Here is a 22,378-nt window from a genome sequence, read left to right as displayed (position 1 = left end):
CGGCGGGGCGGTTTCAGCACTCGGAGATGGCCTGCGCTCAGCGCTGCTGCATCGCCTCGATCATGGCGCTGTAGCGCTTGGAAAGAGGCTGCGCTGCGTCGCGCGCGGTCGAGATCATCATGTCGGAGACCTTGTTGGTCTGATCGATCTGACGCTCCATCGAGCTGCGGAGAAGCTCGGACTGCGCTTCGAAGAATTCCTGCGGGGTACGCGCCTTGGACAGGCTCTGCATGCGGTCGCTGCTGCTCTCGACCTGCGACTTGAAGAACTCGACGTTCTCCTGCGCGATGCGCTCCATGCCTTTGGCGAAGGTGGATGCGGAAGCCATGAACGCCTCAACGTTCTCCTGTCCCATCGATCCCATCTTGGACATGCCAAGCGTCATGCGTTCGACGCCGTCATTGAGAGAGGCGGTGGCCTCTTCGGTGGCGTCCTTCGCCGCATCCGCGGCTTTGTTGGCGGTCTTACGCGTGGTGCTCATTCGGACTCTCCCGTTGCTCAGCATCGTCAGGGGTGTCGGCCGCGATCGAGGTGATCGCAGCAGGAAAGCCTGATGCTGCGCTGCACAAATGGCAAAGACGGGGCGGCTCGTCAAGGTTGTTTGTGCAGTGCAACATGATCGCCTCCGCGGCGAGTGGCACGAGCCCTGCTCCGACAGGGTCCGCGTGTCCGTTAAGGGGTCTTAACCCTTTCTTGACCCTCGACCGGTAGCGCGGATGAAAGGATTTACAGGTGTGCACACGCTCCTGTTACCGTAGGACGGGAATTGGGGCGTAATTCGGGCAGCAGGGTGTTTCATGGTCGGTCAGGGCATTTTTCGAATTCTTCTTCTCTCCGCGATCGCGGCGTTGGCAGTTCTTGCTCCGGCGACCGCGCACGCGAATCCGAAATATGCGGCGCTGGTCATCCATGCCGACACCGGTGACGTCCTCTTCGATCGCTACTCGAACGAGCAGCGCTATCCCGCTTCGCTGACCAAGATGATGACCGTCTACCTGCTGTTCGAAGCCATCGAACGCGGCGAGATCGCTCTCGACGACGACTTCAGGGTCTCCAAGCGCGCCTCGCTCCAGCCCGCCTCGAAGCTCGGTCTGGCCCGCGGCTCCAAGATCGAGGTCGAGACGGCGATCGAGGCGCTGGTCATCAAATCCGCCAATGACGTCGCCACGGTCGTCGCCGAAGGGCTCGGCGGAACCGAGAGCGAGTTCGCCGTCCTGATGACCCGCAAGGCCCGCGAGCTTGGCATGCGCGACACGACCTTCCGCAATGCGTCCGGCCTGCCGAATTCGGCGCAGAAGACGACGGCGCGGGACATGGCGATCCTGTCGCGCCGCCTTATCCAGGACTTCCCCCAGCACTTCCACTATTTCCAGCAGGTCTCGTTCGACTGGAACGGCCGCACCTACCGCTCGCACAACCGCGTCATGCTCAGCATGGAAGACGCGGACGGCATGAAGACCGGCTATACGCGGGCCTCGGGCTACAACCTGTCGACCACGGCGGAACGCAATGGCCACCGCCTCATCGGCATCGTCCTCGGCGGCCGCAGCTCGGCGACGCGCGACCGGCATATGAAGGACATCCTCAATACCGCCTTCGTCGAGATCAAGCGCAAGCCCGACCTGATCAACCCGATCCTGCTGGCCGCGCCGCAGCCGCGCCTGAAGCCCGGCACCGTCGCCCAGCCCGTCATGATCGCCGCGAACACCGTGCCGACCGAGACCATGCCACAGCCGGCCGTTGCGCCTTCGGTCGCGGCGGACCTCAACCTCGAAAGCCTGAAGGTCGCCATCTCCTCCGTCGCCAATGACAATCGCGCGGTCGACGAGGCGGTCTATGGCGAAGGCGACGCCGAGTCCGGCGATGTGCGCGACTGGGCGGTGCAGGTCGGCGCCTATCACCGGAAAATGCAGGCCGTCGGCCGTATTGAAACGCTGCAGGACGGCATCCTCGCCAATGTCCCGGTGGCGGAGCGCGAGGTGAACGTGTCGCGCCGCGGCCGCCGCGAGGTCTGGCGCGCCCGCTTCACCAATCTCAACGCCTATGAGGCGCAGACGACCTGCGAGCGCCTGGAGCGGAACGGCGATGACTGCCTGCCGCTGCGCATGACGAACTGAGCCGGAACAGGTCCCGGTCCGAAAAAAAGCCCCGGCGGGAATACCGCCGGGGCCTTTTTCATTTAAGCGGCGCGGCGGTTCAGCCTTCGCCGAGCGCGCTCAGATAAAGCTCGAGAAGGGCTTCCTGCTCCTGCCGGTCGGCATGGTTCATCTTTCTCAGCCGCACGATCTGGCGCATCACCTTGGTGTCGAAGCCGGTGCCCTTGGCCTCGGCATAGACCTCCTTGATGTCCTCCATGATCGCCTTCTTGTCCTCTTCGAGCCGTTCGATCCGCTCGATGAACTGGCGCAGCTCGCCGGCTGCCACCCCTCCCGCCTGGTTTGCGAGATCCTCGAAGCTCTGTGCGCCGTCCGCCATGGTCCGCCTTTTCCGAAAGTTGCAAGGTTCCGGCAGATTCGACTGGTCCGGAGCGTCCGGAGCAAGCTTTGCTTTTCCCCAACTGGTTAACCGGGGAACGCCCGCCCTTCGCGGCCTGTTCGTGCGGACGTCCACCAAGGAGGATCCGATGACCAAGAACCACGGTCCGCAGATCAAGGACGACGAGACCTATGAGGCGCTGCGCGATCAGGGCGCTTCGAAACAGAAGGCCGCGCGCGTCGCCAATGCCAGGGCGAACCCCGACCAGCACCCTTCGGAAAAGGGCGGCCACGCGCAGCAATATGAGGACCGCACCAAGGAGGAGCTCTATGAGCGCGCCAAGGAGGTCGGCATCGAGGGGCGGAGCGACATGTCCAAGGACGAGCTGATCGAGGCGTTGCGGAACTCGTGAAGACGGGACCGCACAAGGAGCCGGGGCCCGATCACCCGATCTCCACGCAGCGGCTGGCGGGGCTCGCCAACGCGACCGCGCCGTCGGGCCGCCTCCTGGCGGCCAGCACGAACGCCATATGCCTGCGCGAGGCCGACCTCGCGCCCGTGACCTATTTTCCGCGACGGAACGTGGACCCGTCCGCCCTGACCCCCACTGCGCATGAGACCTGGTGCCCGTTCAAGGGGCGCGCGGCCTATGACGCGGTGCTGGACGAGCCGGACCGGGCCTGGACCTATTACGACCCATTTCCCGCCGTGAGCGCCATTGCGGGACATGTCGCCTTCTATCCGGACGCGGCGGAGACCGGCATGGAAGACCTGCCCGCGCCAGCGCCCGAAGCGGAGGATGTCCTGCGTTTCTGGTTCGACGAGGTGCCGGCGAAGAAGCATTTCGCGAAGGACGAGGCTCTCGACAGGCGGATCGCCGAGCGTTTCGGCGGCCTGCAGGACACCGCAGCGCGAGGCCGGCACGATGAGTGGATGCGCAGCCCCACCGGCTCGCTCGCCCTCCTGATCCTGCTCGACCAGTTCTCACGGAACCTGCACCGGGGCAGCGCCAGGGCCTTCGAGAATGACGAGAAGGCGCGGCACATCGCCGACCATGCCATCGGGCGGGGCTTCGACCTGGCCGAACCGCCGGAGCGGCGGGCCTTCGTCTATCTGCCCTTCATGCATTCGGAGGACCTGCAGGATCAGAACCGCTCGGTCCGGCTTTACACCGAGCGGCTGCCCGGCGCGCCGAACGTCGCCTTCGCGCTCGGCCACCGCGAGGAGATCCACCGCCATGGCCGCTTTCGCGGGCGCGACGCAGCGCTCGGGCGGTGATCACCGCTCCGCTGTGCTAGGCTGGGGATATGGACAAGCACGAAATGCTCGCGCGGACTTTCGGCGGACGGCGTCCGACCGCGCGCCCGGCCTCGGCGAGGCCGCAGGAGGCGCCTGCGCGACCGGCGCCGGAAAGCCCGGCGAGGCCGGAGGTTCTCGAGATCGACCTGGAGCCCGGCGAAGCGGCCTATCTGCGCCGCTCTTCGCTGCTTCTGGCGGACGGCCCCTTCGCGCTGAGGACGCAGCGCGTCGCGTCGCGCCGCCTGCCGATCCTCGGCCTCTTCTCGGGCCAGAACCTCTGGGCGAACCGCTTCGAAGCGCAAGACGGCGCGCTGCGGCTCGTGGCGGGGCGCGATTATCATGGCGAGGTGCGGGACCTGAAGATCGCGCCGGATCGTCCCGTCGCCATCAAGCCCGCCCTCTATCTCGGTCATAGCGGCGACCTCTCCTTCACCGTGCAACGCATGGCGAAGCGGGAGTTCTGGACGATGACGCGTGTGACCGGCACCGGCACGGTTCACCTCAAAGTGCCGGGACGGACGCTGGTCCGCCCTCTGGCGGATAACGAGGTGGTGGTGGACACCAATGCGGTCGCGGCCGTCACCGGTCCTTTCACCGCCCATGGCCGCGTTCTGACCACGAACCAGTATCTGCGCGCAGGCGAAGCCGAGAACGTGCGCCTGAGCGGTTTGGGCGAGGTGTGGCTGCAAAGCGAGCGCCCGCCGCAGGCCTCGGGCGGCGGCGGGATCCTTGGCAGCCTTCTGGAGATCTTCACCTGAGGCGTCAGCGCGCGGGCACCGGTGCGGGTGCCGCCCTCTCCTGCTCGACCGGCCGGGCGCGCGGACCCGCGATCCCGAAGGCGACCCGCAGGACGGGGATGCGCCGGAACAGCTCGTAGGACAGGCCGCAGGCCGCCACGGTGAGGACGATCAACGCCCCCGCCTCCGCCCAGACCGGCAGGTCCTGCCGGGACAGCGCATATCCCGCGGCCACGATGACGGTCTGGTGGACGACGTAATAGCAGAAGACGCCGCCCGTCAGATATCGCAGGAGCGCCGAGGGCTCGGCGAGATAGCGGCGCGCGAGGCCGAGAAGGGCGAGGATGCAGGACCAGAGATAGAGGGTCCTGCCGGGCGCCCAGATGGCATCGCGGAGGGCGGCGCCGAGCGCATCCTCGAGAGCGGGATACCAGGCATTGGCGAAGAGCCGCGTCGGCAGGAGCAGCAAGACGAGGACGAGCGTCAGGGGAAGCGCCCGGTCGACGGCGCGCCAGAAGCCTTCGTCCTTCGCCGCGAAATAGCCCAGGAGCAGCGGATAGAGAGAGGCGGCATGATTCGCCCAGTCATCCGTCAGCGCATGCGTGGTCGGGAAGCGCGGGGCGAGCAGGAGGCCTGACAGCAGGCTCGGCAGCGCGATCAGGACGAGAAGGCGCAGCGGGCTGCCCAGCCAGCGGCCGAGGAACCCGCGCTCTGCGATGCGCCGCAGGAGGGGCAGGACCGGCGCGAGCAGGAGGATATAGACGAGCAGGTAAGCCACATACCAAAGGTGGTTCCAGGTCGGCGTGATGATCGGGAAGACCTGCTCGAAGCGCAGATAGTCTCGGTAGAAGGGCCACCACCCCGCCTCGATGAGGCCCGCCTCGCGCAGCTCGAAATAGCTCTGCGGCGCAACCGCCACCGCCATCCCGAACAGGAGCGGCACGCCGAGGCGCAGTGCCCGCGACGCGCTGAAAGCCCCTGCCCCTGCCTTGTCCGAGGCATAGCGGATGGCGACGCCCGATACGAAGAACAGAAGCGGCAGCCGCCAGGGGTTCACCGACAGCATGAGCGGTTCTATCGCCTCGGAGGCATAGGCGCTTTTCACATGCCAGCCCCACGACACGTAGAACATGCCGATGTGGTAGAAGATGAGGAGGCCGAACGCGCCGATGCGCAGCCAGTCGAGGTCGTAGCGGCGCGTCGCGGGCAAGGACGCAGCGAGCGAGGGAGGGGTGAGGGACATGAGCGCGATCTCCGGGCAGCCTCATCCTGTGAGGCCGGATTCCGGCGGGTCTCCAGCCGGAAGTGATGACGAGCGGCCCCGTGGGATGAACGGCATCCGTCCGCGATGGGCGGCGTGGCAGCGCCGCGCTTTCCTGATTGTCGCGCCGCTCGTCTTCGTCGTGGCCACGGTCAACGCCCTGTCCCTGCGCACCGAAGCGGTGCGCGAGGGGGCGAGCGCCAGCCCCCTGCCCTTCGTGACGGAATATACGAGCGCGCTCGGCACGCTGGCCCTGCTTCCCTTCCTGCTCGCCCTTCTCGGCGCGGTGCCGCTGACGGCCCGGCCGCGATGGCGGGTCGCGCTGGTCCATTTCGCCGGAAGCGTGCTCTTCTCCCTCCTCCATGTCGGGCTGATGGTCCTGCTGCGCGAGATCGTCTGGCCGCTGGCGGCGGGCGGCGAATACCGCTTCTTCGGAGATGTCGGCCGCGAACTGCTCTACGAATACCGCAAGGACGCGCTGAGCTATCTCCTGATCCTGGCCGTCGCCGAGGGCGTGCGCCGGAGCATGCGAGGCGCGCCCGGGCGGCCTGCGCAGGCGCTCAACCAGACGCGGCTGCCGCTGAAGACGGGAAGCCGGACGACCTATCTCGATCCGCAGAGCTTCTCATGGGCGCGCGCGGCGGGAAATTACGTCGAGGTCGGCGGGGACGGCCCGCCCATCCTCGCGCGCGACACGCTGAAGGCGCTGGAGGCGGCGCTGATCGAAGCCGGTGTCCCGGCGGTGCGCACTCATCGCTCCTGGCTCGTGAACCTCCTGGCGGTGCGCGAAGTGCGGGCCGACGGACAGGGCGGCGCGACCGCGCTCCTCGCAGGCGGGGACGAGGTTCCCGTCAGCCGCGCCTATCGCGCAGCGGTGGAGCAGCGCCTGTCCCGGTGACGCCTTCCCGGCGGGAAAAGATGCGGGCTTGCTTTCCCGGGCCGCACGGCCCAGATCGCGGACAGCAGCAGCGTGCTGCCGGGTTTCTCCGGCGCCTGCTCACCCTTTCGAGGCTGCCCCTGCACGCGTGGCGGCCTCCCCACCGGTGCTCATCCGATGCGCCGGACATCGAAAGTTTCCATGACTCAATTTTCCGACCTCGCGCTCGCCGCGCCTCTTTCGCGCGCGCTCGACGCCGAAGGCCACACCCAGCCGACCCCGATCCAGGCGCAGGCGATTCCGCCCGCCATGAAGGGCTCCGACGTCCTCGGCATCGCGCAGACCGGCACGGGCAAGACGGCCGCCTTCGTCCTGCCGATCCTGCACCGCCTGCACGAACAGCCCGTCCGCTGGACCGCGAAGCAGCCGCGCGCGCTGATTCTCGCGCCGACGCGGGAACTCGCCGTGCAGATCCTCGAGCGGGTGCAGGCCTATGGCGGCAAGATGCGCGTGCGCACCGCGCTGATCATCGGCGGCGTGCCGGTGAACCGCCAGCGCCGCTCCATGGCGGGCGGCGTCGACGTTCTGGTCGCGACGCCGGGGCGCCTCAACGACATGATGGATCAGGGCCTCGTCGATCTTTCGGAGACGGGGATGCTCGTCCTCGACGAGGCCGACCAGATGCTCGACATGGGCTTCATCAAGCCGATCCAGCGCATCCGCCGCGCCATGCCCGAGCGCGTGCAGACCTTCCTCTTCTCGGCCACCATGCCGAAGGAGATCGTCCGCTTCGCCAATGACCTCCTGACCGATCCCGCGCGGGTCGAGGTCACGCCCGTCGCCAAGACCGCCGACCGGGTCGAGCAGTCGGTCCTGTTCGTGCCGAAAGCCGGCAAGGTCGACGCGCTCGCGAAGATCCTGTCCGACCCGGAGGTCACCAAGGCCATCGTCTTCAGCCGGACCAAGCATGGCGCCGACAAGATCGTCAAAGCCCTCGGCGCGCGCGGCATCGAGAGCGGCGCGATCCACGGCAACAAGGCCCAGAACGCGCGGCAGCGCACGCTCAAGGCCTTTTCGGGCGGCGAGCTGCCCGTCCTCGTGGCGACCGACATCGCCGCGCGCGGCATCGACGTCACGGGCGTCAGTCACGTCATCCAGCACGACCTGCCCGAAGTGGCCGAAGCCTATGTCCACCGCATCGGCCGCACGGCGCGCGCCGGGCGCTCTGGCGAGGCGGTGGCCTTCTGCTCCGCCGACGAGGTGCCGCTTCTGCGCGCCGTCGAGAAGCTGACGCGGCAGACCGTGCCCGTGGCCGAAGGCTCGGTCTCGCTCGAGGAGCTCGGTCCTCCCCAGCCCAAGGAAAAGCCTCAGCACCGCAAGGGGCAGAACCGTGCGCGGCCGCAAAGGCAGCGCAGCCGCAGCAAGTCGTCTCCGGGCGCGGGAAAGCCCGCGAAACCCGAGGGCGCCCGCCCCGGCAAGCCCCGTTCGCGCCGCAGAAGCGGCGGCGGATCGCGGTCCGTGACGAACTAGGTGGAAAACTGGCCAAAAATCGTTCCGGCCGGGTCTTGCGCGGCCGGAACGAAGGCGTCATAAGCCGCCTCCACGCACCGGTAGCTCAGCTGGATAGAGCACCAGACTACGAATCTGGGGGTCGGGGGTTCGAATCCTCCCCGGTGCGCCACTCCTCCTCCATCGGCTGATTTATCCGGGGCATCTCGCTTCGGATGGCTGCCCTGACGCCTTGCCGTTTCGCCTTCAGGTTGCTCTGCCCCGGGGGACCGGGCGTATCAGGAGGAACGAGAATGAGCACGGGCATCGCCATCCCCGAACCCGTCATCGCGCAAGTCGAGGGAAGCGGGGACGGGTTTCCCGTCCGGCGCGTCTTCTGCGTGGGGCGGAATTATGCGGACCACGCCCGGGAGATGGGCGGCGATCCCGACCGCGAGCCTCCGTTCTTCTTTACCAAATGGGCCGAGACGGTGGTTCCGAGCGGATCGGTCATCCCTTATCCGCAGGGCACGTCAGATTTTCATTTCGAGGCCGAGCTGGTCGTCGCCATCGGCAAGGGCGGACGCGACCTGACGCCCGAACAGAGCCTCGGCCATGTTCATGGCTATGCCGCCGGCCTCGACATGACGCGGCGCGACCTGCAACGCGAGGCGCGCGGCGCCGGCCGTCCCTGGGACACCGCCAAGAACGTCGAGAAGGGCTCCCCGCTCGGCGTCATCAGGCCCGCCAATGCCGCAGGCGCCATGAGCAGGGGCGATATCCGGATGCTCGTGAACGGCGAGGTGCGCCAGCACTCGGACCTCTCCTGCTTGATCTGGCCCGTGGCGGACGTCATCTCCTTCCTGTCCAGGCTGTACCGGATCGAGCCGGGGGACCTGATCTATACGGGAACCCCGTCCGGGGTGGGGCCGGTGGTCGAGGGTGACCGCCTGCGTGTCGAGATCGGCGATCTGGCGCCCTTGGACGTGACCATCGGAGGAGCGGCGGAATGATCCTGCACACCTATTTCCGTTCGACCGCCAGCTGGCGGGTGCGAATCGCCCTGGCGCTCAAGGATGTCGCCCATGAAGCGGCCTTCCAGAACCTCAAGACCGGCGAGCAGCATTCGCCGGGCTTCCTCGCGGTGAACCCGCAGGGCTTCCTTCCTGCTCTCGTCCTGGATGACGGGCAGGTCCTGACCCAGTCCCTGGCGATCGTTCAGTATCTGGACGAGGTCTATCCGGAGCCTCCGCTGATGCCGGACGCCCCGCTCGACAGGGCGCGGATCAACGCCTTCGCCCAGTCCATCGCCTGCGACATCCATCCGGTGCAGAACCTCAAAGTGCTGCAGAAGGTGCAGACGATCGGCGGCGAAGAGGCGCGGGCGCATTGGGCGCGCGAGGTGATCGAGAGCGGGCTAGCCGCCAGCGCGCAGCTCCTGACGAGCACTCAAAGCCGGTTCTGTTTCGGCGATCGCCCGAGCCTGGCCGATCTCGTGCTCGTTCCGCAGCTCTCGAATGCCCGGCGTTTCGGAGCGGCGATCCCGCAGCGCCTTCAGGATATCGAAGCGGCCTGCCTGGAGCTTCCGGCCTTTCGCGATACCCGGCCCGAGGCCCAGCCCGATGCTCCGCCCGCAGCGGGCGGGTCCTAGGGCAGCGCTGCCGGGCACGGAACATGAAAAAGGCGGCCCCTTCGGGAGCCGCCTTCTTTATTCGGAGAATTGACCACGCCGCTTACGCGTTGCCGAAGGCGTCCTGCGGGTCGATCTTGATGCCCGGGCCCATCGTGCTCGTGAGCGCGATCTTGCGGATATAAGTGCCCTTGGCGCCCGAAGGCTTGGCCTTGTTCACCGCGTCGATGAAGGTACGGACATTCTCTTCGATCTTGTCCGCGTCGAAGCTCGCCTTGCCGACGCCGGCATGGATGATGCCGTTCTTCTCGACGCGGAACTGGACCGCGCCGCCCTTGGCGTCCTCGACGGCCTTCTTCACGTTCGGCGTGACCGTGCCGACCTTGGGGTTCGGCATCAGGCCGCGCGGGCCGAGCTGTTTGCCGAGGCGGCCGACGATGGGCATCATGTCCGGCGTCGCGATGACGCGGTCGAAGTCCATCTGGCCGTTCTGGACCTGCTCCATCAGGTCTTCGGCGCCGACGATGTCGGCCCCGGCGGCGCGCGCCTCCTCGGCCTTGTCGTCCTTGGCGAAGACCGCGACGCGGACCGTGCGGCCCGTACCGTTGGGCAGGCTGACGACACCGCGGACCATCTGATCGGCGTGGCGCGGGTCGACGCCGAGATTCATCGCGATCTCGACGGTCTCGTCGAACTTGGCCGAGGCCTTGTCCTTGACGGTCTTCACCGCCTCACCGATCGAGAACAGCGCCTCGCGGTCGAGGCCCTCTTTCGCGGCGCGAATGCGTTTTCCGGATTTCGCCATGATCTCAGCCCTCCACCTTCAGGCCCATCGCGCGGGCGGAGCCGGCGATGATCTTGGTCGCCTGATCGAGGTCGTTCGCGTTCAGGTCGGCCATTTTCTGTTCTGCGATCTCGCGCAGCTGCGCCTGCGAGATCGAGCCGGCGCTTTCCTTGCCCGGCAGGGTCGAGCCCTTGGACAGGCCAGCGGCCTTCTTGATGAGATAGCTGGCCGGCGGCGTCTTGGTCTTGAAGCTGAACGACTTGTCGGAGAAGATCGTGATGATCGTGGGGATCGGCATCCCCTTCTCCATCTCCTGCGTCTGCGCGTTGAACGCCTTGCAGAATTCCATGATGTTCAGGCCGCGCTGACCGAGAGCGGGACCGATGGGCGGGGACGGGTTCGCGGCCCCCGCAGGCACCTGAAGCTTCAGGTAGCCGGCGACTTTCTTTGCCATGTTGTCCTTCCTTTTTGAGGATGGGTGCGCGGTGCGGGTGGCGCCCTCCCGCGCGGAGGAAGCGGGCTGTTAGCGCCCTGCCCGGCAAAGGGCAAGCGGGCGCGGATCAGGCCGCTCTTGCTCTTGCCCTCGCCCCGGCTCCCGCCGGCTGGGGCGCCGCCATGGGGTCGCCGCTCATGTCGTCCGTGCCGCACAAGCGGTCCCACCAGCGGAAATAGAGCCCGTAATTCCGCGCGAAGCGGGTGTGGTGGAGATTGTGGTGCCGCGCCGTGATGAGGTGCCGCCCGACGGGGCCGTCGAGGAAGCGCCTCGGATAGATCTCCCAGCCCGAGTGATTGCAGACCGCCTGCACCGTCATCACCGTCAGGAGGACGAGGAAGGCGCCGATATGGATCGGCAGCACGAAGGCGAGCGCGGGCACGAACCAGGCCGAGATCAGCGCTTCCCACGGGCTGAAGGCGAAGCTGGCCCAGGGCGTGGGCTGCTTTGAGACGTGGTGGGTCCTGTGCGTCGCCGCATAGAGGCGCGGGTGATGCATGGCCCTGTGCGTCCAGTAGAAATAGGCGTCGTGCAGGACGAGATAGGCGAGGACGCTGAGCGGCAGGTAGAGCCAGGCAAGAAGGCCCTGCGGCGTTCCGTCATAGATCATCGTGCCGCCCCGCTTCCATGCCTCGATCAGCACGGCGGCGGGCAGCGCGTAGATGAAGCTGACGAAGAAGGAGGTTCTCGCCTCGCGCCAGATCGCCTTGCGGGTCGGTCGCATCTTGGCGAGCCGCACGCCGCGCACGCGGTCCTCGGGCCGCATCCACAAAAGGCCGTGGAAGAGGCCGGCAACGAGGCCGTAGCGCAGCCAGATGATGGCCAGAAGGCCGGCATAGGTCAGGGCGAAGGCGGTCATGGGCTCCATCTAGCAGGCGGGCGGCTATTCGGCGACGTCTTCGGGCTTCCGGTCGCGGCGGGCGGCGGCGAAGGGCGAACCGATGCGCTCCTTCTGCGCATAGATGCCCTCGGCCTTCTGCGCGAGGAGGCGGTCCTGATCGCGCTCGCGGAACTCCGCCAGAACGTCGGTGACCGTGCCGTCGGAGCGGCCGAGGAAGCGCAGCGTCTCTCCCGCCGTGAGCAGCGCGGACTCGAGCGTGTCGCGGATGACGAGATCCGCCTCCGAATCCATCAGCTCCAGCGCCGCCATGCGGTCATAGGCCCGCGCGACGATGCGGACCTTGGGGCAGCGCTCGCGCACCGCGCGGATCGTCCGCTTCATGCCCGGCGTGTCCCTGATCGCGAAGACGATCGCGTCGGCCGACAGCGCGCCGGCATGCATGAGGAGGTGCAGGTCCGTGCCGTCGCCGTAATAGACCTCGTGGCCGAAGCTGCGCGCCGTGGCGATGCGGTCGGGGTCCGAATCGATGGCCGTCACCTTCACGCCCGAGCCGATCAGGACCTGCGCGATGATCTGGCCCACCCGGCCGAAGCCGACGAGGAGGACGTCCCGCCGCTCATCGCGGGGCGGATGCGGTCGTTCTGCGCTGCTGCGCCGCCCGCCGGCCAGCGCCGAGACGATCAGCGGCGTCACCATCATGGACAGGGTGACGATGGCGGAGAGAAGTGTCGCCAGCTCCGGGTCGAAGACGCCGCGCCCCGCCCCGAGGCTGAAGACGACGAAGCCGAACTCGCCGCCCTGGCAGAGCACCGCCGCGATGCGCCACGGCTCCCTGTCCCTGGCGCCGAACAGGCGCGCGAGCAAGAAGAGCACCGTCATCTTGAAGAGGATCAGGCCGGCCGTCGCGCCGAGCACGATCCACCAATAGGACCAGACCACGCCCAGATCGAGCTGCATGCCCACGCCGATGAAGAAGAGGCCGAGCAGAAGCTCCCGGAAGGGCTCGATGTCGGACTCGATCTGGTGGCGGAATTTCGACTCCGCGAGAAGCACGCCCGCCAGAAAGCCGCCGAGCGCCATGGAGAGGCCTGCCTCGGACACCAGGAGCGCGACGCCCGCCACGACGAAGAGCGCCGCCGCGGTGAAGGCTTCGCGCGATCCCGACACGGCGACGAGCCGGAAGAAGGGGTTCAGGAGGAACCGGCCCATAAGAATGAGAAGCGCGATGGCCCCGGCGGCGAAGAGGATCGCCTCCCAGTCCATCTCCATGCCTTCGGCCGCGCCCTGCTGGGCCAGCGCGACGAAGGGCACGGCCGCAAGAAGCGGGATCACGGCCAGATCCTGGAACAGGAGCACCGAGAACGCCTTGGTGCCGTAGGGCGTGTTCAGCTCGCCCCGCTCCTCGAGCAGCGACAATGCGAAGGCCGTCGAGGAGCAGGCGAGCGCGAAGCCCGCCAGCATGGCTGGACCCGGCGTCAGCAGGCCCATCATCAGGAAGGCGCCGCCGAGAACGCTGCCGGTCAGCAGCATTTGCAGCAGTCCCAGCCCGAAGATCGTGCGGCGCAGCGACCAGAGCCGCGCGAAGCTCAGCTCTAGCCCCACGACGAAGAGAAAGAGGACCACGCCGAACTCGGCGACGTGGAACATGCCCTCCTCGGCCTGCAGAAGCGCGAGCCCGGAGGGGCCGAGCGCCACGCCGGCGGCGAGGAAGCCGAGGATCGTGCCGAGCTTGAGCCGCTTGAACACCGGAACGGCGATCGCGGTCGCCCCCAGATAGGTGGCAGCCTGCACGAGGAAGGTGCTGTCGGTCGCTGTGGCCATTTACTCCGGCTCTAGCGTGTGGGGACGCGGAGGCAATGCGGATGGGCATCTGCTTCCGCCTCTGCGGAGAATGCAGTGGGGTGTGACGCGCGAGGGGCACATCCTGCCCGGTGCTGGCACCGCGAGGGGCCGATCGCGCGTCACGCCTCTCTTTCCCCCACCCCGGACGTTGGCACGGCCGCGAGGGGGCGCACAATCATTTTATGCAGTACTCTGCGAGAGTTCCGCCCCGGCCGAGCGCATGAGCGGCACGAAATCCGGGAAGGAGGTGGCGATGCTGCCCGCCTCGTCCACGGCGACTTCCCGCTTGGCGGAGAGGCCGAGGATGAGCGTCGCCATCGCGATGCGGTGATCGTGGCGCGCCTCGACAAGCCCGCCGCCCGGAACCCCGCCGGCGCGGCCATCGACCTCGAGCCAGTCTTCCCCGCTGCGGCAGGCGACGCCATTGGCCTCGAGCAGCGCGGCGGTGGCGGCGAGGCGGTCCGATTCCTTCACGCGCAGCTCGGCCAGCCCCTCCATCCGCGTGGTTCCCTCGGCGCAGGCCGCCGCGACGGCGAGTATGGGGAATTCGTCGATCATGTCCGGGGCCTCTTCGGCGCGGACCTTCGCGGCGTGGAGCGGGCCGCCGCCGACGCGCAGGTCGCAGACCCGCTCGCCGCCCTCGGTTCTGGAGGCGCGCTCCTCGATGCTGGCCCCCATGCGCCGCAGGACGGAGATGAGGCCGGTGCGGCGCGGGTTCATCAGCACACCCTCGATGTCGACTTCGGAGCCCGCGAGGGTGCAGGCCGCGACGAGCGGGAAGGCGGCGGAAGACGGATCGGCCGGCACTGTGAGTTCGGTGGCGGCGAGGCGCTGACCGCCCTCGAGCGCGAGGATGCGCCCTCCTTCCGGTGTCTCCTTGATGCTGAGGGAGGCGCCGAAGGCCGCGAGCATTCTTTCGGTATGGTCGCGCGTCGGCACGGGCTCTTCGATCACGGTCCTGCCGCTGGCGCCGAGCGCGGCGAGGAGGATGGCCGATTTCACCTGCGCCGAGGGCTTGGGCAGCCGGTAGCGGATGGCATGGAGGGTGCCGCCCGCCAGCGCGACGGGCAGGCGCCCCTCGCGCGTTTCGAACGCCGCGCCCATCTCGCCGAGCGGGTCGGTGACCCGCGCCATGGGCCGGCCGCGCAAGGAGGCATCGCCGGAAAACGAGCAGGCGATGCCCTGCCCCGCGGCCGCGCCCATCAGGAGCCGCGCGCCCGTGCCCGAATTGCCCATATAGAGCTGGCGCTCTGGGCCGCTCCAGTCGCCGCCGAGGACGCGCCAGAGCCCCTCTGCCCTCTCGACCTCGACGCCGAGCGTTCTGAGCGCCGCGGCCGTCCGCAGGACGTCATCGGCTTCGAGGAGGCCGCGGATAAGCGTCTCTCCCTCCGCCAGGGCGCCGAGGATCAGTGCGCGGTGAGAGATCGACTTGTCGCCTGGCACGCGGATGCGCCCGCGCAGAGGCCCCGAGGGGGCCGCAATGATCGTCATGACGCGTCGCTCCCGGGGAGAATGCGAATTTTGACAGCCCTATCACCCTCTGGCAACACCGCTCACTGGCTCCCTTGGGGCGCGAGGCCGCCCCTTCCCTATTCACCCTGTACGTTAGGACGATTCCGTGGCGAACGAAGAGCTTGGAACCAAACGCGACTGCCCCAATTGCGGCGCGCGCTTCTACGACCTCGGCAAGGACCCCGCCCACTGCCCCAAATGCGACGAGGAGTTCACGCCCGAGGCGCTCCTCAAGCCGCGCCGGACCCGCAAGGAAGACGAGACGGTCAAGGCGAAGGCGAAGAAGGCGGCTCCCGAGGACGAAGACGACGAGGACGAAACCGACGATGCCAGCGACGAGCGGGAAACCTCGCTCGACGAGGCGGACGACGACGAAGCCGTCGCCCAGTCCAAGCGCCGGGCGAGCCTCGACGACGAGGGCGATGACAGCGACGACGATGATGACGAGGACGACGAACTCGCCGATCTCGGTGTCGATCTCGACGATGACGACGACGACGACACGCTGCTCAACGACGATGACGACGATGAGGATCTGAGCGGCGTCGTCACGGGCGGCGGCGACGACGAGGATCGCTGACGCGGCGGGCCGGCGGCAGCGCCGCCGGCCTCCCGACCTCGTGTGCAGGCCAGCCTACGCCGCCCGCTCCTCGCCGTGCTAGCGGTTGGGAAACGGATAAAGGGAGTAGGCCCATGAAGATCGAAGCGCTGCGCACGCCGGATGAGCGGTTCGCCGACCTGCCGGACTTTCCCTACGAACCCCACTATGTCGACGACCTGCCGGGCTATCCGGGCCTGCGCATGGCCTATATCGACGAGGGGCCGAGGGACGCAGAGGTCTTTTTGTGCCTGCACGGCGAGCCGACCTGGAGCTTCCTCTACCGCAAGATGATCCCGGTGCTGCTCGAAGCGGGCAAGCGCGTGGTGGCGCCGGACATGTTCGGCTTCGGGCGCTCGGACAAGCCGGTCTCGAAGGAGACCCATACCTACAGCTTCCACCGCCAATCCCTTCTCAACCTGATCGAGCGGCTCGACCTTCGGAACATCACGCTGGTCTGCCAGGACTGGGGCGGGGTCCTGGGGCTGACCCTGCCGATCGAGCATGCGACGCGCTATGCGCGCCTCCTTGTCATGGACACGGCCCTGCCTCTCGAGCCGGAAACCACGCGGCTGGCCGAGGACGTGTTCTCGGGCGGAGAGCCCAAGACCGGCTTCGGCAAATGGCGGGCGCTGGCCGCTTCGGCGACGGACATGCCGGTCGGCCAGATCGTCAATCAGGGATCGGGCGGCGCTTTGTCGGAGGCGGAGATCGCCGCCTATGACGCGCCCTTCCCCGATGCCTCCTACAAGGTGGCGCCGCATGTCTTCCCGCTGCTCGTGCCGCTCAAGCCGGAGATGGACGGCTACATGCTGGGCCAGCGGGCCGCCGAATACTGGAACCGCTGGAACAAGCCCGCCTTCATGGCCGTGGGGCCCAACGACCAGGTCATCCCGCCAAAGGCGATGGAGCGGCTGCGCCACGAGATCAAGGGATGCTCCGCGCCCTATCACGTCGAAGGCGCGCATCATTTCGTGCAGGAGCGGGGCGAGGACGTCGCGCGCGCTGCGCTCGACTATTTCGCCGAGACCGGCTGAACGGCGCCCTCTTGGGCATCCGGCAGAACGCGGCTAGGGCGTAGCCTTCGAGGAGGGCGCCCATGTATTCGATCTTTCTGCCGGTCCTGATCCAGGTCGGCCTGACCCTGACCATTCTGGCCTTCCTGCCGATCAAGCGCAGGCGGGACCTCAAGGCCGATCCGGCGCTGATGCAGCGGGCATCGCTCGACAGCACGCTCTATTCCGAGGACAGCCGCAAGACCGCCAACAGCTATGGCAGCCAGTTCGAGCTGCCGGTGCTGTTCTATGTCGCCTGCGTCTTCGCGATCCTGTTCGGCGCGACCGGGTGGTGGACGGGCCTCCTCGCCTGGACCTTCGTCCTGTCGCGCATCGCGCATGCGGTGATCCACACGACGATCAATGTCGTCCTGTTCCGCTTCGCCGCCTTCGCGGTCGGCGTCTTCACCCTCGCCCTCCTCTGGCTGACGGTCGCCATCGCGGCGGGGGACGCCATGATCTTCGAGCTCGACGACCTGCAGGTGCTGCGCAATCAGTTCGAGAACGGAGCGGTCTATATGCAGGACGGGTTCCTGAACTGATGAAAATCGCAAGCTGGAACGTCAATTCGGTGGGCGCGCGCCTGCCCCGCGTGCTCGACTGGTTCCGCGCCGCCGAGCCCGATGTCTGCGTGTTGCAGGAAATCAAATGCGTGGACGAGAAGTTCCCGGCCGAGGCCTTCGAGGATCTCGGCTATAACTGCTATGTCTACGGACAGAAGAGCTATAACGGGGTCGCGCTCCTCTCCAAGCATCCGGCAGAAGACGTGATCCGCGGCCTGCCGGGCTTCGAGGACGAGAACAGCCGCTATATCGAGGCGCTGATCGTGCCGGAGGATGCGGAGGCCGTGCGTGTCGGCGGGCTCTACCTGCCCAATGGCAACCCGGCGCCGGGGCCGAAATATGACTACAAGCTCGCCTGGATGGAGGCGTTCGAGCGGCATGCGGCGCGCCTTCTCGAAGACGAGGAGAGCTTCGTCCTCGCCGGCGACTACAACGTCATTCCCGAGCCGAGCGGCGTCTATGCGCCGGACCGCTGGGTGGACGACGCGCTCTTCCGCCTCGAAAGCCGCCAGGCCTATCGGCGCATCCTCAATCACGGCCTGACCGATGCGCTGCCGCACCTGATCGGGCACGACTACTACACGTTCTGGGACTATCAGCGCGGGGCTTGGGGCAAGAACAACGGCTTGCGGATCGACCACCTCCTCCTCTCGCCGCAGGCGGCGGACAGGCTGGAGGGCGGCGGCGTCGATGCCGATGTGCGCGACCCCGAACAGGGAGACGGCTCGTGCAAGCCGTCGGACCATGTGCCGGTGTGGGTGGAGTTGGGGTGAAGTTCTTCCGGGTGATGCTGCGCGCGGAGGGGATCAGCCTTCCGGTTCAGGACGCTGAAGACCATGAAGCGCTCAAGGGCTACTACGCCAGCTGGATGACGAGAGGCCGTTCCCGAGGCGCAGCCGAATATCGTGCAATTGCGTTGGAGTGGGATAGCTGGGTGGCGGAGGGGTATGCAGCACTCGACAGAGGCGAACTGAGACTGTCCCTCGAAGACAGCTGCGAAGTCTCTTGGTCCGCCTATGCAAGAAGGCGAGTTCGAGATCAGCTTCAGCGCCGCGGGATGGGACGGACCTTCTGGAGCGAGGATAGCTGAGGACCGGCTTTTCGCGCCCATACCCAGCAGGGCAGCAAAAAGCCCCCGCCGGTAGCGGCGGGGGCCTTTGCAGAACCAGCAGGATCCAGACTGGATCCGGTTGTCAGGCCCGCTTGCGGCGCAGGCGCAGACCACCGCCCGCCGCAGCCGCGGTCAGGAAGAAGACCGCTGCGCCCGGAAGCGGGATGGCCTCGTTGCCGAACACGCCGACATCGTAGGACGGACGCGTGCCGGGGCCGCCAAAGGCCGTGCCGGTGAACATGAAGGTCAGCATCTCGTTGCCGCTGACGGCGAAGGATTGCAGGCTCGTCAGCAGGAGAGTGCCGGTGTCATCCGTGATCTGGAACGACACATTGGTGCCGAGATTGCCCGTCACCGTCAGGATGAAGTTCTCAATCCCGCGGGCGAGCGCTTCGTCGCGGTCAGGCTGGGCCTGAATGACGCCGAAATCGAGGAAGACGCTGTCCACGCGGCTGCCGACCTGGAAGGAGACCTCATTGGTCTCGGAATTCAGCTCGCCGAGCGGGTCGACGCGGGCATTGAGGATCTGGAACTGGTCGGGCGCATTCAGGATCCCGTCGCCGCCGGCATCAGCGGTGGTGAACAGGGCGACGGCTGCGTTTGCCGGGGTGAGTGCCAGCGGCGCCAAAGCGACGCCGGCAGCGATAGCAAGCTTCTTGAACGTCTTCATCGGGTCCCTCCTTCGATGTCGTCTCATGGCTCGGCCGCCCGGCAGGATGCAGGGGGCCGGTCGATCGACCCAATAGCAGATCGGCATTGTCCTTGGTAACCAAGAAACGCAGTTATGGTTTCCACCTGGTAACATTGCCGTTACTGCCGATGTTTACATATGTTACAAGAGGATGGAACTTATCGGCCTATCCTATATTTTCTATCCTGACTTGGAGGCCGTTCCAGACTCTTCCCGGGGCTGCATGGCGAAAAGAAATCCTCCCGCTTGTAGGAGGGCTCGGGGCTGGCCCTTTCCGCTGCGCCTGCTAGAGCGATGTTCATGAAATGGTCTCCGCAACAGGACGATGCCCTCAAGCAGGCTTCGCGATGGCTGAACAAGCGCGACAGCCAGGTTTTCCGCCTCTTCGGCTTTGCCGGAACGGGCAAGACGACGCTGGCCCAGCATCTGGCCGAAGGCGTGGACGGCGAGGTCCGATTCGCCGCCTTCACCGGCAAGGCGGCGCATGTCATGCGCCAGAAGGGCTGCCAGGGCGCGCAGACGATCCACTCCCTCATCTATCGCCCCGCCAAGGCGGATGAGGACGAGGCCGAGGACGAGCAGCCGCTCTTCACCATCCGTCGGGATGCGCCCGCGGGCGATGCCGCCCTCATCATCATCGACGAGTGTTCGATGGTGGACGAGGATCTGGGCCGCGACCTCCTCTCCTTCGGCGCGCCGGTCCTGGTGCTCGGCGACCCGGCGCAGCTGCCGCCCGTGAAGGGCGGCGGCTTCTTCACCGAAGCCGAGCCGGACGTCATGCTGACCGAGGTGCATCGCCAGGCGGCGGACAACCCCATCGTCCGACTGTCCATGCAGATCCGCGAGGGCGAGGTGCCGGACTTCGGCGATCACGGCGATGCCAAGGTGATCCGGAAGTCCGATCTCGACCCGCAGGCCGTGATGGATGCCGATCAGGTCCTGGTGGGTACGAACCGAAATCGCCGCCGCTACAACGAGCGGATGCGCGAGCGCCTGGGGTTCGACGGGGAGAGCCCCTGGGTCGGAGAACGCCTCGTCTGCCTGCGGAACAACAAGCAGAAGGGCCTTCTGAACGGCGGCATGTGGACGGTGAAGGCCCGGCATTCGAAAAAGCGCGGCATGCTGCGCCTCGACCTCTTGCCGGAGGATGGCGGGCGCAGCACGCGGGTCAATGTCCTGCCCGAATTCTTCACCGGGGAGGCCGACGCCCTGCCCTGGCCCAAGCGCCGCCGCTCCGACGAGTTCGACTATGGCTACGCCCTGACCGTGCACAAGGCGCAGGGGTCGCAATGGGACGAGGTCGTCCTTTTCGACGAGAGCTTCGCCTTCAGAGAGCACAAGATGGCCTGGCTCTATACGGGCGTGACCCGCGCGGCGGAGCGGCTGACCGTCGTCAGGTGACGGCGGCCAGCCGTCGGGGTCAGCTGATCGGCTTGCCGCCGGTCAGGCCGAGGATCTCGCCGGCCACATAGCTCGACTCGCCGGAGGCGAGATAGACATAGGCGGGCGCGATTTCCGCAGGCTGGCCCGGCCGTTTCATCGGCGTCGAACTGCCGAACTCGTGCACTTTCTCCTGGCTCTGCCCGCCCGATGGCTGGAGCGGCGTCCAGAACGGCCCCGGCGCGATGCCGTTGACGCGGATGCCCTGCTCGATCGCGGTCTGGGCGAGGGCCTCGGTGAAGCCGCGGATCGCGAATTTCGTGGTGGCGTAGTCGAGAAGCGCGGGCGACGGGCTGAAGCCCTGGATCGAGGTCGTGGTGATGATCGCGGAGCCCGGCGGCATCAGGCGCAGCGCCGCCCTCGCCATCCAGAACATGGCATAGACATTGGTCTTCATCGTCTGGTCGAACTGCTCGGCCGAGATGTCCTGCACGTCGTCCTGGCGCACCTGCTTGCCCGCATTGATGACGAGGATGTCGAGGCCGTCCATCGCATCGGCAGCCTTGGAGACGAGACCTTCGCAGAAGGCCTGGTCCATAAGATCGCCCGGCATCAGCGTGATCTCGCCGCCCTCTCCCTCGATCAGGGATTTCAGCGACTGCGCGTCCTCCTCCTCGGCTTCGAGATAGTTGACGCAGACCCTGGCGCCCTCGCGGGCATAGGCGATGGCGACGGCGCGGCCGATGCCGCTGTCCCCGCCGGTGATGAGCGCCTTGCGCCCCTTCAGGCGGCCTGAGCCGACATAGGAGTCCTCACCGTGATCGGGGGCGGGATCCATCTTGGCGATCGTGCCCGGCGCGTCCTGCGGCTGCTTGGGGAAAGGCGGTTGCGGATAGGCGGTGCGCGGGTCGCGCATGGTGAACTGGGGGTCCTTGGACTTGGCCATGGGAAAGCTCCTTCCGGAAACAAGCTTCGCCAACACGTCCGCGCCGGGCGGGTTCAGCCCCATGAAGAATGGTTATGGCATCGTTCATGCATCTTACCGCTTCGTTACCGCCGGCACGGTGTCGGCGGGGAACGATGAAGCAGGGGGTACCCATGAAAGCTCTTCTCGCAGCGGCCGCAAGCGTCGCTCTCCTCACCGGCGGCGCTCAGGCCGCGACCGTCTATGCAACGGCCATCGACTGGGAAAACAACGGCACGGTCGGCGCGCAGAACGACCGCGACGATGAAACCAACGCGCTCGGCGCGCCCGACGGTGATTTCCTGTCGCTCGGCCTGACCGAAGCGGACGGCGCCAATCCGGGCTTCGCGGTGTTCGGCTTTGGCGGCCTGACCTATGGCGAAGGCTCGGATGTCACCGCCTATGAGGTGACCTTCAACTGCACGCAGGCCGAAGACGGCAGCTGCACCTATCCCGAGAGCCTCGCCGTCTATTACGGCACCGACTATGATTTCGGCAGCCACGACTATTCGGACCTGTCCGACTTCACCCTGGCGGGCGAGATCTTCAACGGCGATGCCCAGGGCGGCGCCTCGCTCCTGATCCCGGGCAGCTTCACCTATATCGCGCTGGTCGACACCACGCTGATGAACTTCCCGAACTCGCCCAGCACGGACGGCTTCGACCTCGACGCGATCGGCGTGAACCCGGTTCCGCTGCCGGGCGCCGCGGCGCTCTTCGTGCCGGCGCTGGTCGCGGGCGGCCTCGCCCGCCGCAAGACCAAGCGGTCGTAAGAGC

General features: G+C 67.1%; 24 protein-coding genes and 1 tRNA gene. 15 read left to right on the top strand and 10 right to left on the bottom strand.

All coding sequences use genetic code 11. The features are described from left to right. Positions 1-37: 37 nt before the first annotated feature. Positions 38-481, bottom strand: coding sequence for a phasin family protein (locus IE88_RS0113615; protein ID WP_031555415.1), 444 nt, complete (start codon positions 479-481; stop codon positions 38-40). Positions 482-848: 367 nt separating this feature from the next. Between IE88_RS0113615 and IE88_RS0113610 the strand changes: the two genes are divergently transcribed. Then, positions 849-2,117 (top strand): D-alanyl-D-alanine carboxypeptidase family protein, encoded by a 1,269-nt coding sequence (locus tag IE88_RS0113610; RefSeq protein ID WP_162178351.1) that lies wholly within the window; start codon positions 849-851, stop codon positions 2,115-2,117. Positions 2,118-2,196: 79 nt separating this feature from the next. On the opposite strand, the gene IE88_RS0113605 is transcribed toward IE88_RS0113610, so the two are convergent. Beyond that, the gene (locus tag IE88_RS0113605; RefSeq protein WP_031555410.1) at positions 2,197-2,475 is read right to left on the bottom strand and encodes a DUF2312 domain-containing protein; all 279 of its coding nucleotides are present in this window, start codon (positions 2,473-2,475) and stop codon (positions 2,197-2,199) included. Positions 2,476-2,623: 148 nt separating this feature from the next. Here IE88_RS0113605 and IE88_RS0113600 point away from each other — a divergent pair, with 148 nt between their 5' ends. The 3 genes from IE88_RS0113600 to IE88_RS0113590 are packed head-to-tail and all read left to right on the top strand — an operon-like array spanning position 2,624 to position 4,532. Beyond that, complete coding sequence (locus tag IE88_RS0113600; RefSeq protein ID WP_031555406.1) at positions 2,624-2,887, top strand: DUF7218 family protein; 264 nt, start codon at positions 2,624-2,626, stop codon at positions 2,885-2,887. Then, on the top strand, positions 2,884-3,753 hold the full coding sequence (locus tag IE88_RS17905) for a DUF924 family protein (RefSeq protein ID WP_081871680.1): 870 nt from the start codon (positions 2,884-2,886) through the stop codon (positions 3,751-3,753). The genes IE88_RS0113600 and IE88_RS17905 overlap by 4 nt, the downstream gene beginning before the upstream one ends. Positions 3,754-3,782: 29 nt before the next feature. After that, positions 3,783-4,532 carry an AIM24 family protein gene (locus tag IE88_RS0113590; RefSeq protein WP_031555401.1) on the top strand — a complete coding sequence of 250 codons (750 nt, stop codon included), beginning with the start codon at positions 3,783-3,785 and terminating at the stop codon, positions 4,530-4,532. Positions 4,533-4,536: 4 nt separating this feature from the next. Here the strand turns inward: IE88_RS0113590 and IE88_RS0113585 are convergent, their stop codons facing one another. Continuing rightward, positions 4,537-5,754 carry an acyltransferase family protein gene (locus IE88_RS0113585; protein ID WP_081871679.1) on the bottom strand — a complete coding sequence of 406 codons (1,218 nt, stop codon included), beginning with the start codon at positions 5,752-5,754 and terminating at the stop codon, positions 4,537-4,539. A gap of 85 nt (positions 5,755-5,839) precedes the next feature. On the opposite strand from IE88_RS0113585, the gene IE88_RS17535 reads away from it, so the two are divergent. The 5 genes from IE88_RS17535 (at position 5,840) to maiA (ending at position 9,788) form a co-directional block, all read left to right on the top strand. Beyond that, entirely contained in the window at positions 5,840-6,670 is an 831-nt protein-coding gene (locus IE88_RS17535) for a LytR/AlgR family response regulator transcription factor (RefSeq protein ID WP_051882248.1), read from the top strand. A 180-nt stretch (positions 6,671-6,850) separates the two neighbouring features. Then, on the top strand, positions 6,851-8,179 hold the full coding sequence (locus IE88_RS0113575) for a DEAD/DEAH box helicase (protein WP_036767336.1): 1,329 nt from the start codon (positions 6,851-6,853) through the stop codon (positions 8,177-8,179). A 74-nt stretch (positions 8,180-8,253) separates the two neighbouring features. Beyond that, positions 8,254-8,330: transfer RNA gene (locus IE88_RS0113570), tRNA-Arg, on the top strand. Positions 8,331-8,451: 121 nt separating this feature from the next. Then, a complete protein-coding gene (locus tag IE88_RS0113565) occupies positions 8,452-9,150 on the top strand; it encodes a fumarylacetoacetate hydrolase family protein (protein ID WP_031555390.1) in 699 nt (232 codons plus the stop codon). Further along, positions 9,147-9,788, top strand: coding sequence for a maleylacetoacetate isomerase (gene maiA / locus IE88_RS0113560; protein WP_031555388.1), 642 nt, complete (start codon positions 9,147-9,149; stop codon positions 9,786-9,788). The genes IE88_RS0113565 and maiA overlap by 4 nt, the downstream gene beginning before the upstream one ends. Positions 9,789-9,870: 82 nt before the next feature. Here the strand turns inward: maiA and rplA are convergent, their stop codons facing one another. The 5 genes from rplA to aroA form a co-directional block, all read right to left on the bottom strand. Then, the gene (gene rplA, locus IE88_RS0113555; RefSeq protein ID WP_031555376.1) at positions 9,871-10,572 is read right to left on the bottom strand and encodes a 50S ribosomal protein L1; all 702 of its coding nucleotides are present in this window, start codon (positions 10,570-10,572) and stop codon (positions 9,871-9,873) included. Positions 10,573-10,576: 4 nt separating this feature from the next. Next, positions 10,577-11,005 carry a 50S ribosomal protein L11 gene (gene rplK, locus IE88_RS0113550; RefSeq protein WP_031555373.1) on the bottom strand — a complete coding sequence of 143 codons (429 nt, stop codon included), beginning with the start codon at positions 11,003-11,005 and terminating at the stop codon, positions 10,577-10,579. Between the two features lie 106 nt (positions 11,006-11,111). Continuing rightward, positions 11,112-11,903, bottom strand: a complete 792-nt coding sequence (locus IE88_RS0113545) for a sterol desaturase family protein (protein WP_156032604.1) — start codon at positions 11,901-11,903, stop codon at positions 11,112-11,114. Between the two features lie 24 nt (positions 11,904-11,927). Continuing rightward, positions 11,928-13,706 (bottom strand): monovalent cation:proton antiporter-2 (CPA2) family protein, encoded by a 1,779-nt coding sequence (locus tag IE88_RS0113540; protein ID WP_051882232.1) that lies wholly within the window; start codon positions 13,704-13,706, stop codon positions 11,928-11,930. A 201-nt stretch (positions 13,707-13,907) separates the two neighbouring features. After that, entirely contained in the window at positions 13,908-15,218 is a 1,311-nt protein-coding gene (gene aroA, locus IE88_RS0113535; protein ID WP_031555364.1) for a 3-phosphoshikimate 1-carboxyvinyltransferase, read from the bottom strand. Between the two features lie 127 nt (positions 15,219-15,345). On the opposite strand from aroA, the gene IE88_RS0113530 reads away from it, so the two are divergent. The 4 genes from IE88_RS0113530 to xth all read left to right on the top strand — a co-directional run bounded on the left by IE88_RS0113530 (position 15,346) and on the right by xth (position 18,228). After that, positions 15,346-15,819, top strand: a complete 474-nt coding sequence (locus tag IE88_RS0113530; RefSeq protein ID WP_031555361.1) for a TIGR02300 family protein — start codon at positions 15,346-15,348, stop codon at positions 15,817-15,819. Positions 15,820-15,932: 113 nt separating this feature from the next. Further along, entirely contained in the window at positions 15,933-16,874 is a 942-nt protein-coding gene (locus tag IE88_RS0113525; protein WP_031555360.1) for a haloalkane dehalogenase, read from the top strand. Positions 16,875-16,936: 62 nt separating this feature from the next. Continuing rightward, positions 16,937-17,434: an MAPEG family protein gene (locus tag IE88_RS0113520; RefSeq protein ID WP_051882230.1), complete on the top strand. Its 498-nt coding sequence runs from the start codon at positions 16,937-16,939 to the stop codon at positions 17,432-17,434. Continuing rightward, the gene (xth, locus tag IE88_RS0113515; protein WP_031555355.1) at positions 17,434-18,228 is read left to right on the top strand and encodes an exodeoxyribonuclease III; all 795 of its coding nucleotides are present in this window, start codon (positions 17,434-17,436) and stop codon (positions 18,226-18,228) included. Before IE88_RS0113520 ends, xth begins: the two co-directional genes overlap by 1 nt. Before the next feature lie 420 nt (positions 18,229-18,648). On the opposite strand, the gene IE88_RS0113505 is transcribed toward xth, so the two are convergent. Beyond that, positions 18,649-19,236, bottom strand: a complete 588-nt coding sequence (locus IE88_RS0113505) for a hypothetical protein (RefSeq protein WP_031555350.1) — start codon at positions 19,234-19,236, stop codon at positions 18,649-18,651. Positions 19,237-19,557: 321 nt separating this feature from the next. Between IE88_RS0113505 and IE88_RS0113500 the strand changes: the two genes are divergently transcribed. Beyond that, positions 19,558-20,658, top strand: coding sequence for an ATP-dependent DNA helicase (locus IE88_RS0113500; protein ID WP_031555348.1), 1,101 nt, complete (start codon positions 19,558-19,560; stop codon positions 20,656-20,658). A gap of 19 nt (positions 20,659-20,677) precedes the next feature. Here IE88_RS0113500 and IE88_RS0113495 read toward each other — a convergent pair whose 3' ends face one another. Further along, on the bottom strand, positions 20,678-21,583 hold the full coding sequence (locus IE88_RS0113495) for an SDR family oxidoreductase (protein WP_031555347.1): 906 nt from the start codon (positions 21,581-21,583) through the stop codon (positions 20,678-20,680). 152 nt (positions 21,584-21,735) lie between these two features. Between IE88_RS0113495 and IE88_RS0113490 the strand changes: the two genes are divergently transcribed. Then, positions 21,736-22,374, top strand: a complete 639-nt coding sequence (locus IE88_RS0113490; protein ID WP_031555344.1) for a hypothetical protein — start codon at positions 21,736-21,738, stop codon at positions 22,372-22,374. The last annotated feature ends 4 nt before the right edge of the window (positions 22,375-22,378 follow it).

Source organism: Parvularcula oceani, assembly GCF_000733125.1.
Lineage (GTDB): Bacteria > Pseudomonadota > Alphaproteobacteria > Caulobacterales > Parvularculaceae > Parvularcula > Parvularcula oceani.
This window is presented reverse-complemented; position numbering and strand designations above follow the sequence as displayed.

Coding starts and splice junctions, on each gene's coding strand:
- IE88_RS0113615 (WP_031555415.1), bottom strand. CDS start 481: ATGAGCACCACGCGTAAGACCGCCAACAAAGCCGCGGATGCGGCGAAG.
- IE88_RS0113605 (WP_031555410.1), bottom strand. CDS start 2,475: ATGGCGGACGGCGCACAGAGCTTCGAGGATCTCGCAAACCAGGCGGGA.
- IE88_RS0113600 (WP_031555406.1), top strand. CDS start 2,624: ATGACCAAGAACCACGGTCCGCAGATCAAGGACGACGAGACCTATGAG.
- IE88_RS0113590 (WP_031555401.1), top strand. CDS start 3,783: ATGGACAAGCACGAAATGCTCGCGCGGACTTTCGGCGGACGGCGTCCG.
- IE88_RS0113585 (WP_081871679.1), bottom strand. CDS start 5,754: ATGTCCCTCACCCCTCCCTCGCTCGCTGCGTCCTTGCCCGCGACGCGC.
- IE88_RS17535 (WP_051882248.1), top strand. CDS start 5,840: ATGAACGGCATCCGTCCGCGATGGGCGGCGTGGCAGCGCCGCGCTTTC.
- IE88_RS0113575 (WP_036767336.1), top strand. CDS start 6,851: ATGACTCAATTTTCCGACCTCGCGCTCGCCGCGCCTCTTTCGCGCGCG.
- IE88_RS0113565 (WP_031555390.1), top strand. CDS start 8,452: ATGAGCACGGGCATCGCCATCCCCGAACCCGTCATCGCGCAAGTCGAG.
- maiA (WP_031555388.1), top strand. CDS start 9,147: ATGATCCTGCACACCTATTTCCGTTCGACCGCCAGCTGGCGGGTGCGA.
- rplA (WP_031555376.1), bottom strand. CDS start 10,572: ATGGCGAAATCCGGAAAACGCATTCGCGCCGCGAAAGAGGGCCTCGAC.
- rplK (WP_031555373.1), bottom strand. CDS start 11,005: ATGGCAAAGAAAGTCGCCGGCTACCTGAAGCTTCAGGTGCCTGCGGGG.
- IE88_RS0113545 (WP_156032604.1), bottom strand. CDS start 11,903: ATGACCGCCTTCGCCCTGACCTATGCCGGCCTTCTGGCCATCATCTGG.
- IE88_RS0113540 (WP_051882232.1), bottom strand. CDS start 13,706: ATGGCCACAGCGACCGACAGCACCTTCCTCGTGCAGGCTGCCACCTAT.
- aroA (WP_031555364.1), bottom strand. CDS start 15,218: ATGACGATCATTGCGGCCCCCTCGGGGCCTCTGCGCGGGCGCATCCGC.
- IE88_RS0113525 (WP_031555360.1), top strand. CDS start 15,933: ATGAAGATCGAAGCGCTGCGCACGCCGGATGAGCGGTTCGCCGACCTG.
- IE88_RS0113520 (WP_051882230.1), top strand. CDS start 16,937: ATGTATTCGATCTTTCTGCCGGTCCTGATCCAGGTCGGCCTGACCCTG.
- xth (WP_031555355.1), top strand. CDS start 17,434: ATGAAAATCGCAAGCTGGAACGTCAATTCGGTGGGCGCGCGCCTGCCC.
- IE88_RS0113505 (WP_031555350.1), bottom strand. CDS start 19,236: ATGAAGACGTTCAAGAAGCTTGCTATCGCTGCCGGCGTCGCTTTGGCG.
- IE88_RS0113500 (WP_031555348.1), top strand. CDS start 19,558: ATGAAATGGTCTCCGCAACAGGACGATGCCCTCAAGCAGGCTTCGCGA.
- IE88_RS0113495 (WP_031555347.1), bottom strand. CDS start 21,583: ATGGCCAAGTCCAAGGACCCCCAGTTCACCATGCGCGACCCGCGCACC.
- IE88_RS0113490 (WP_031555344.1), top strand. CDS start 21,736: ATGAAAGCTCTTCTCGCAGCGGCCGCAAGCGTCGCTCTCCTCACCGGC.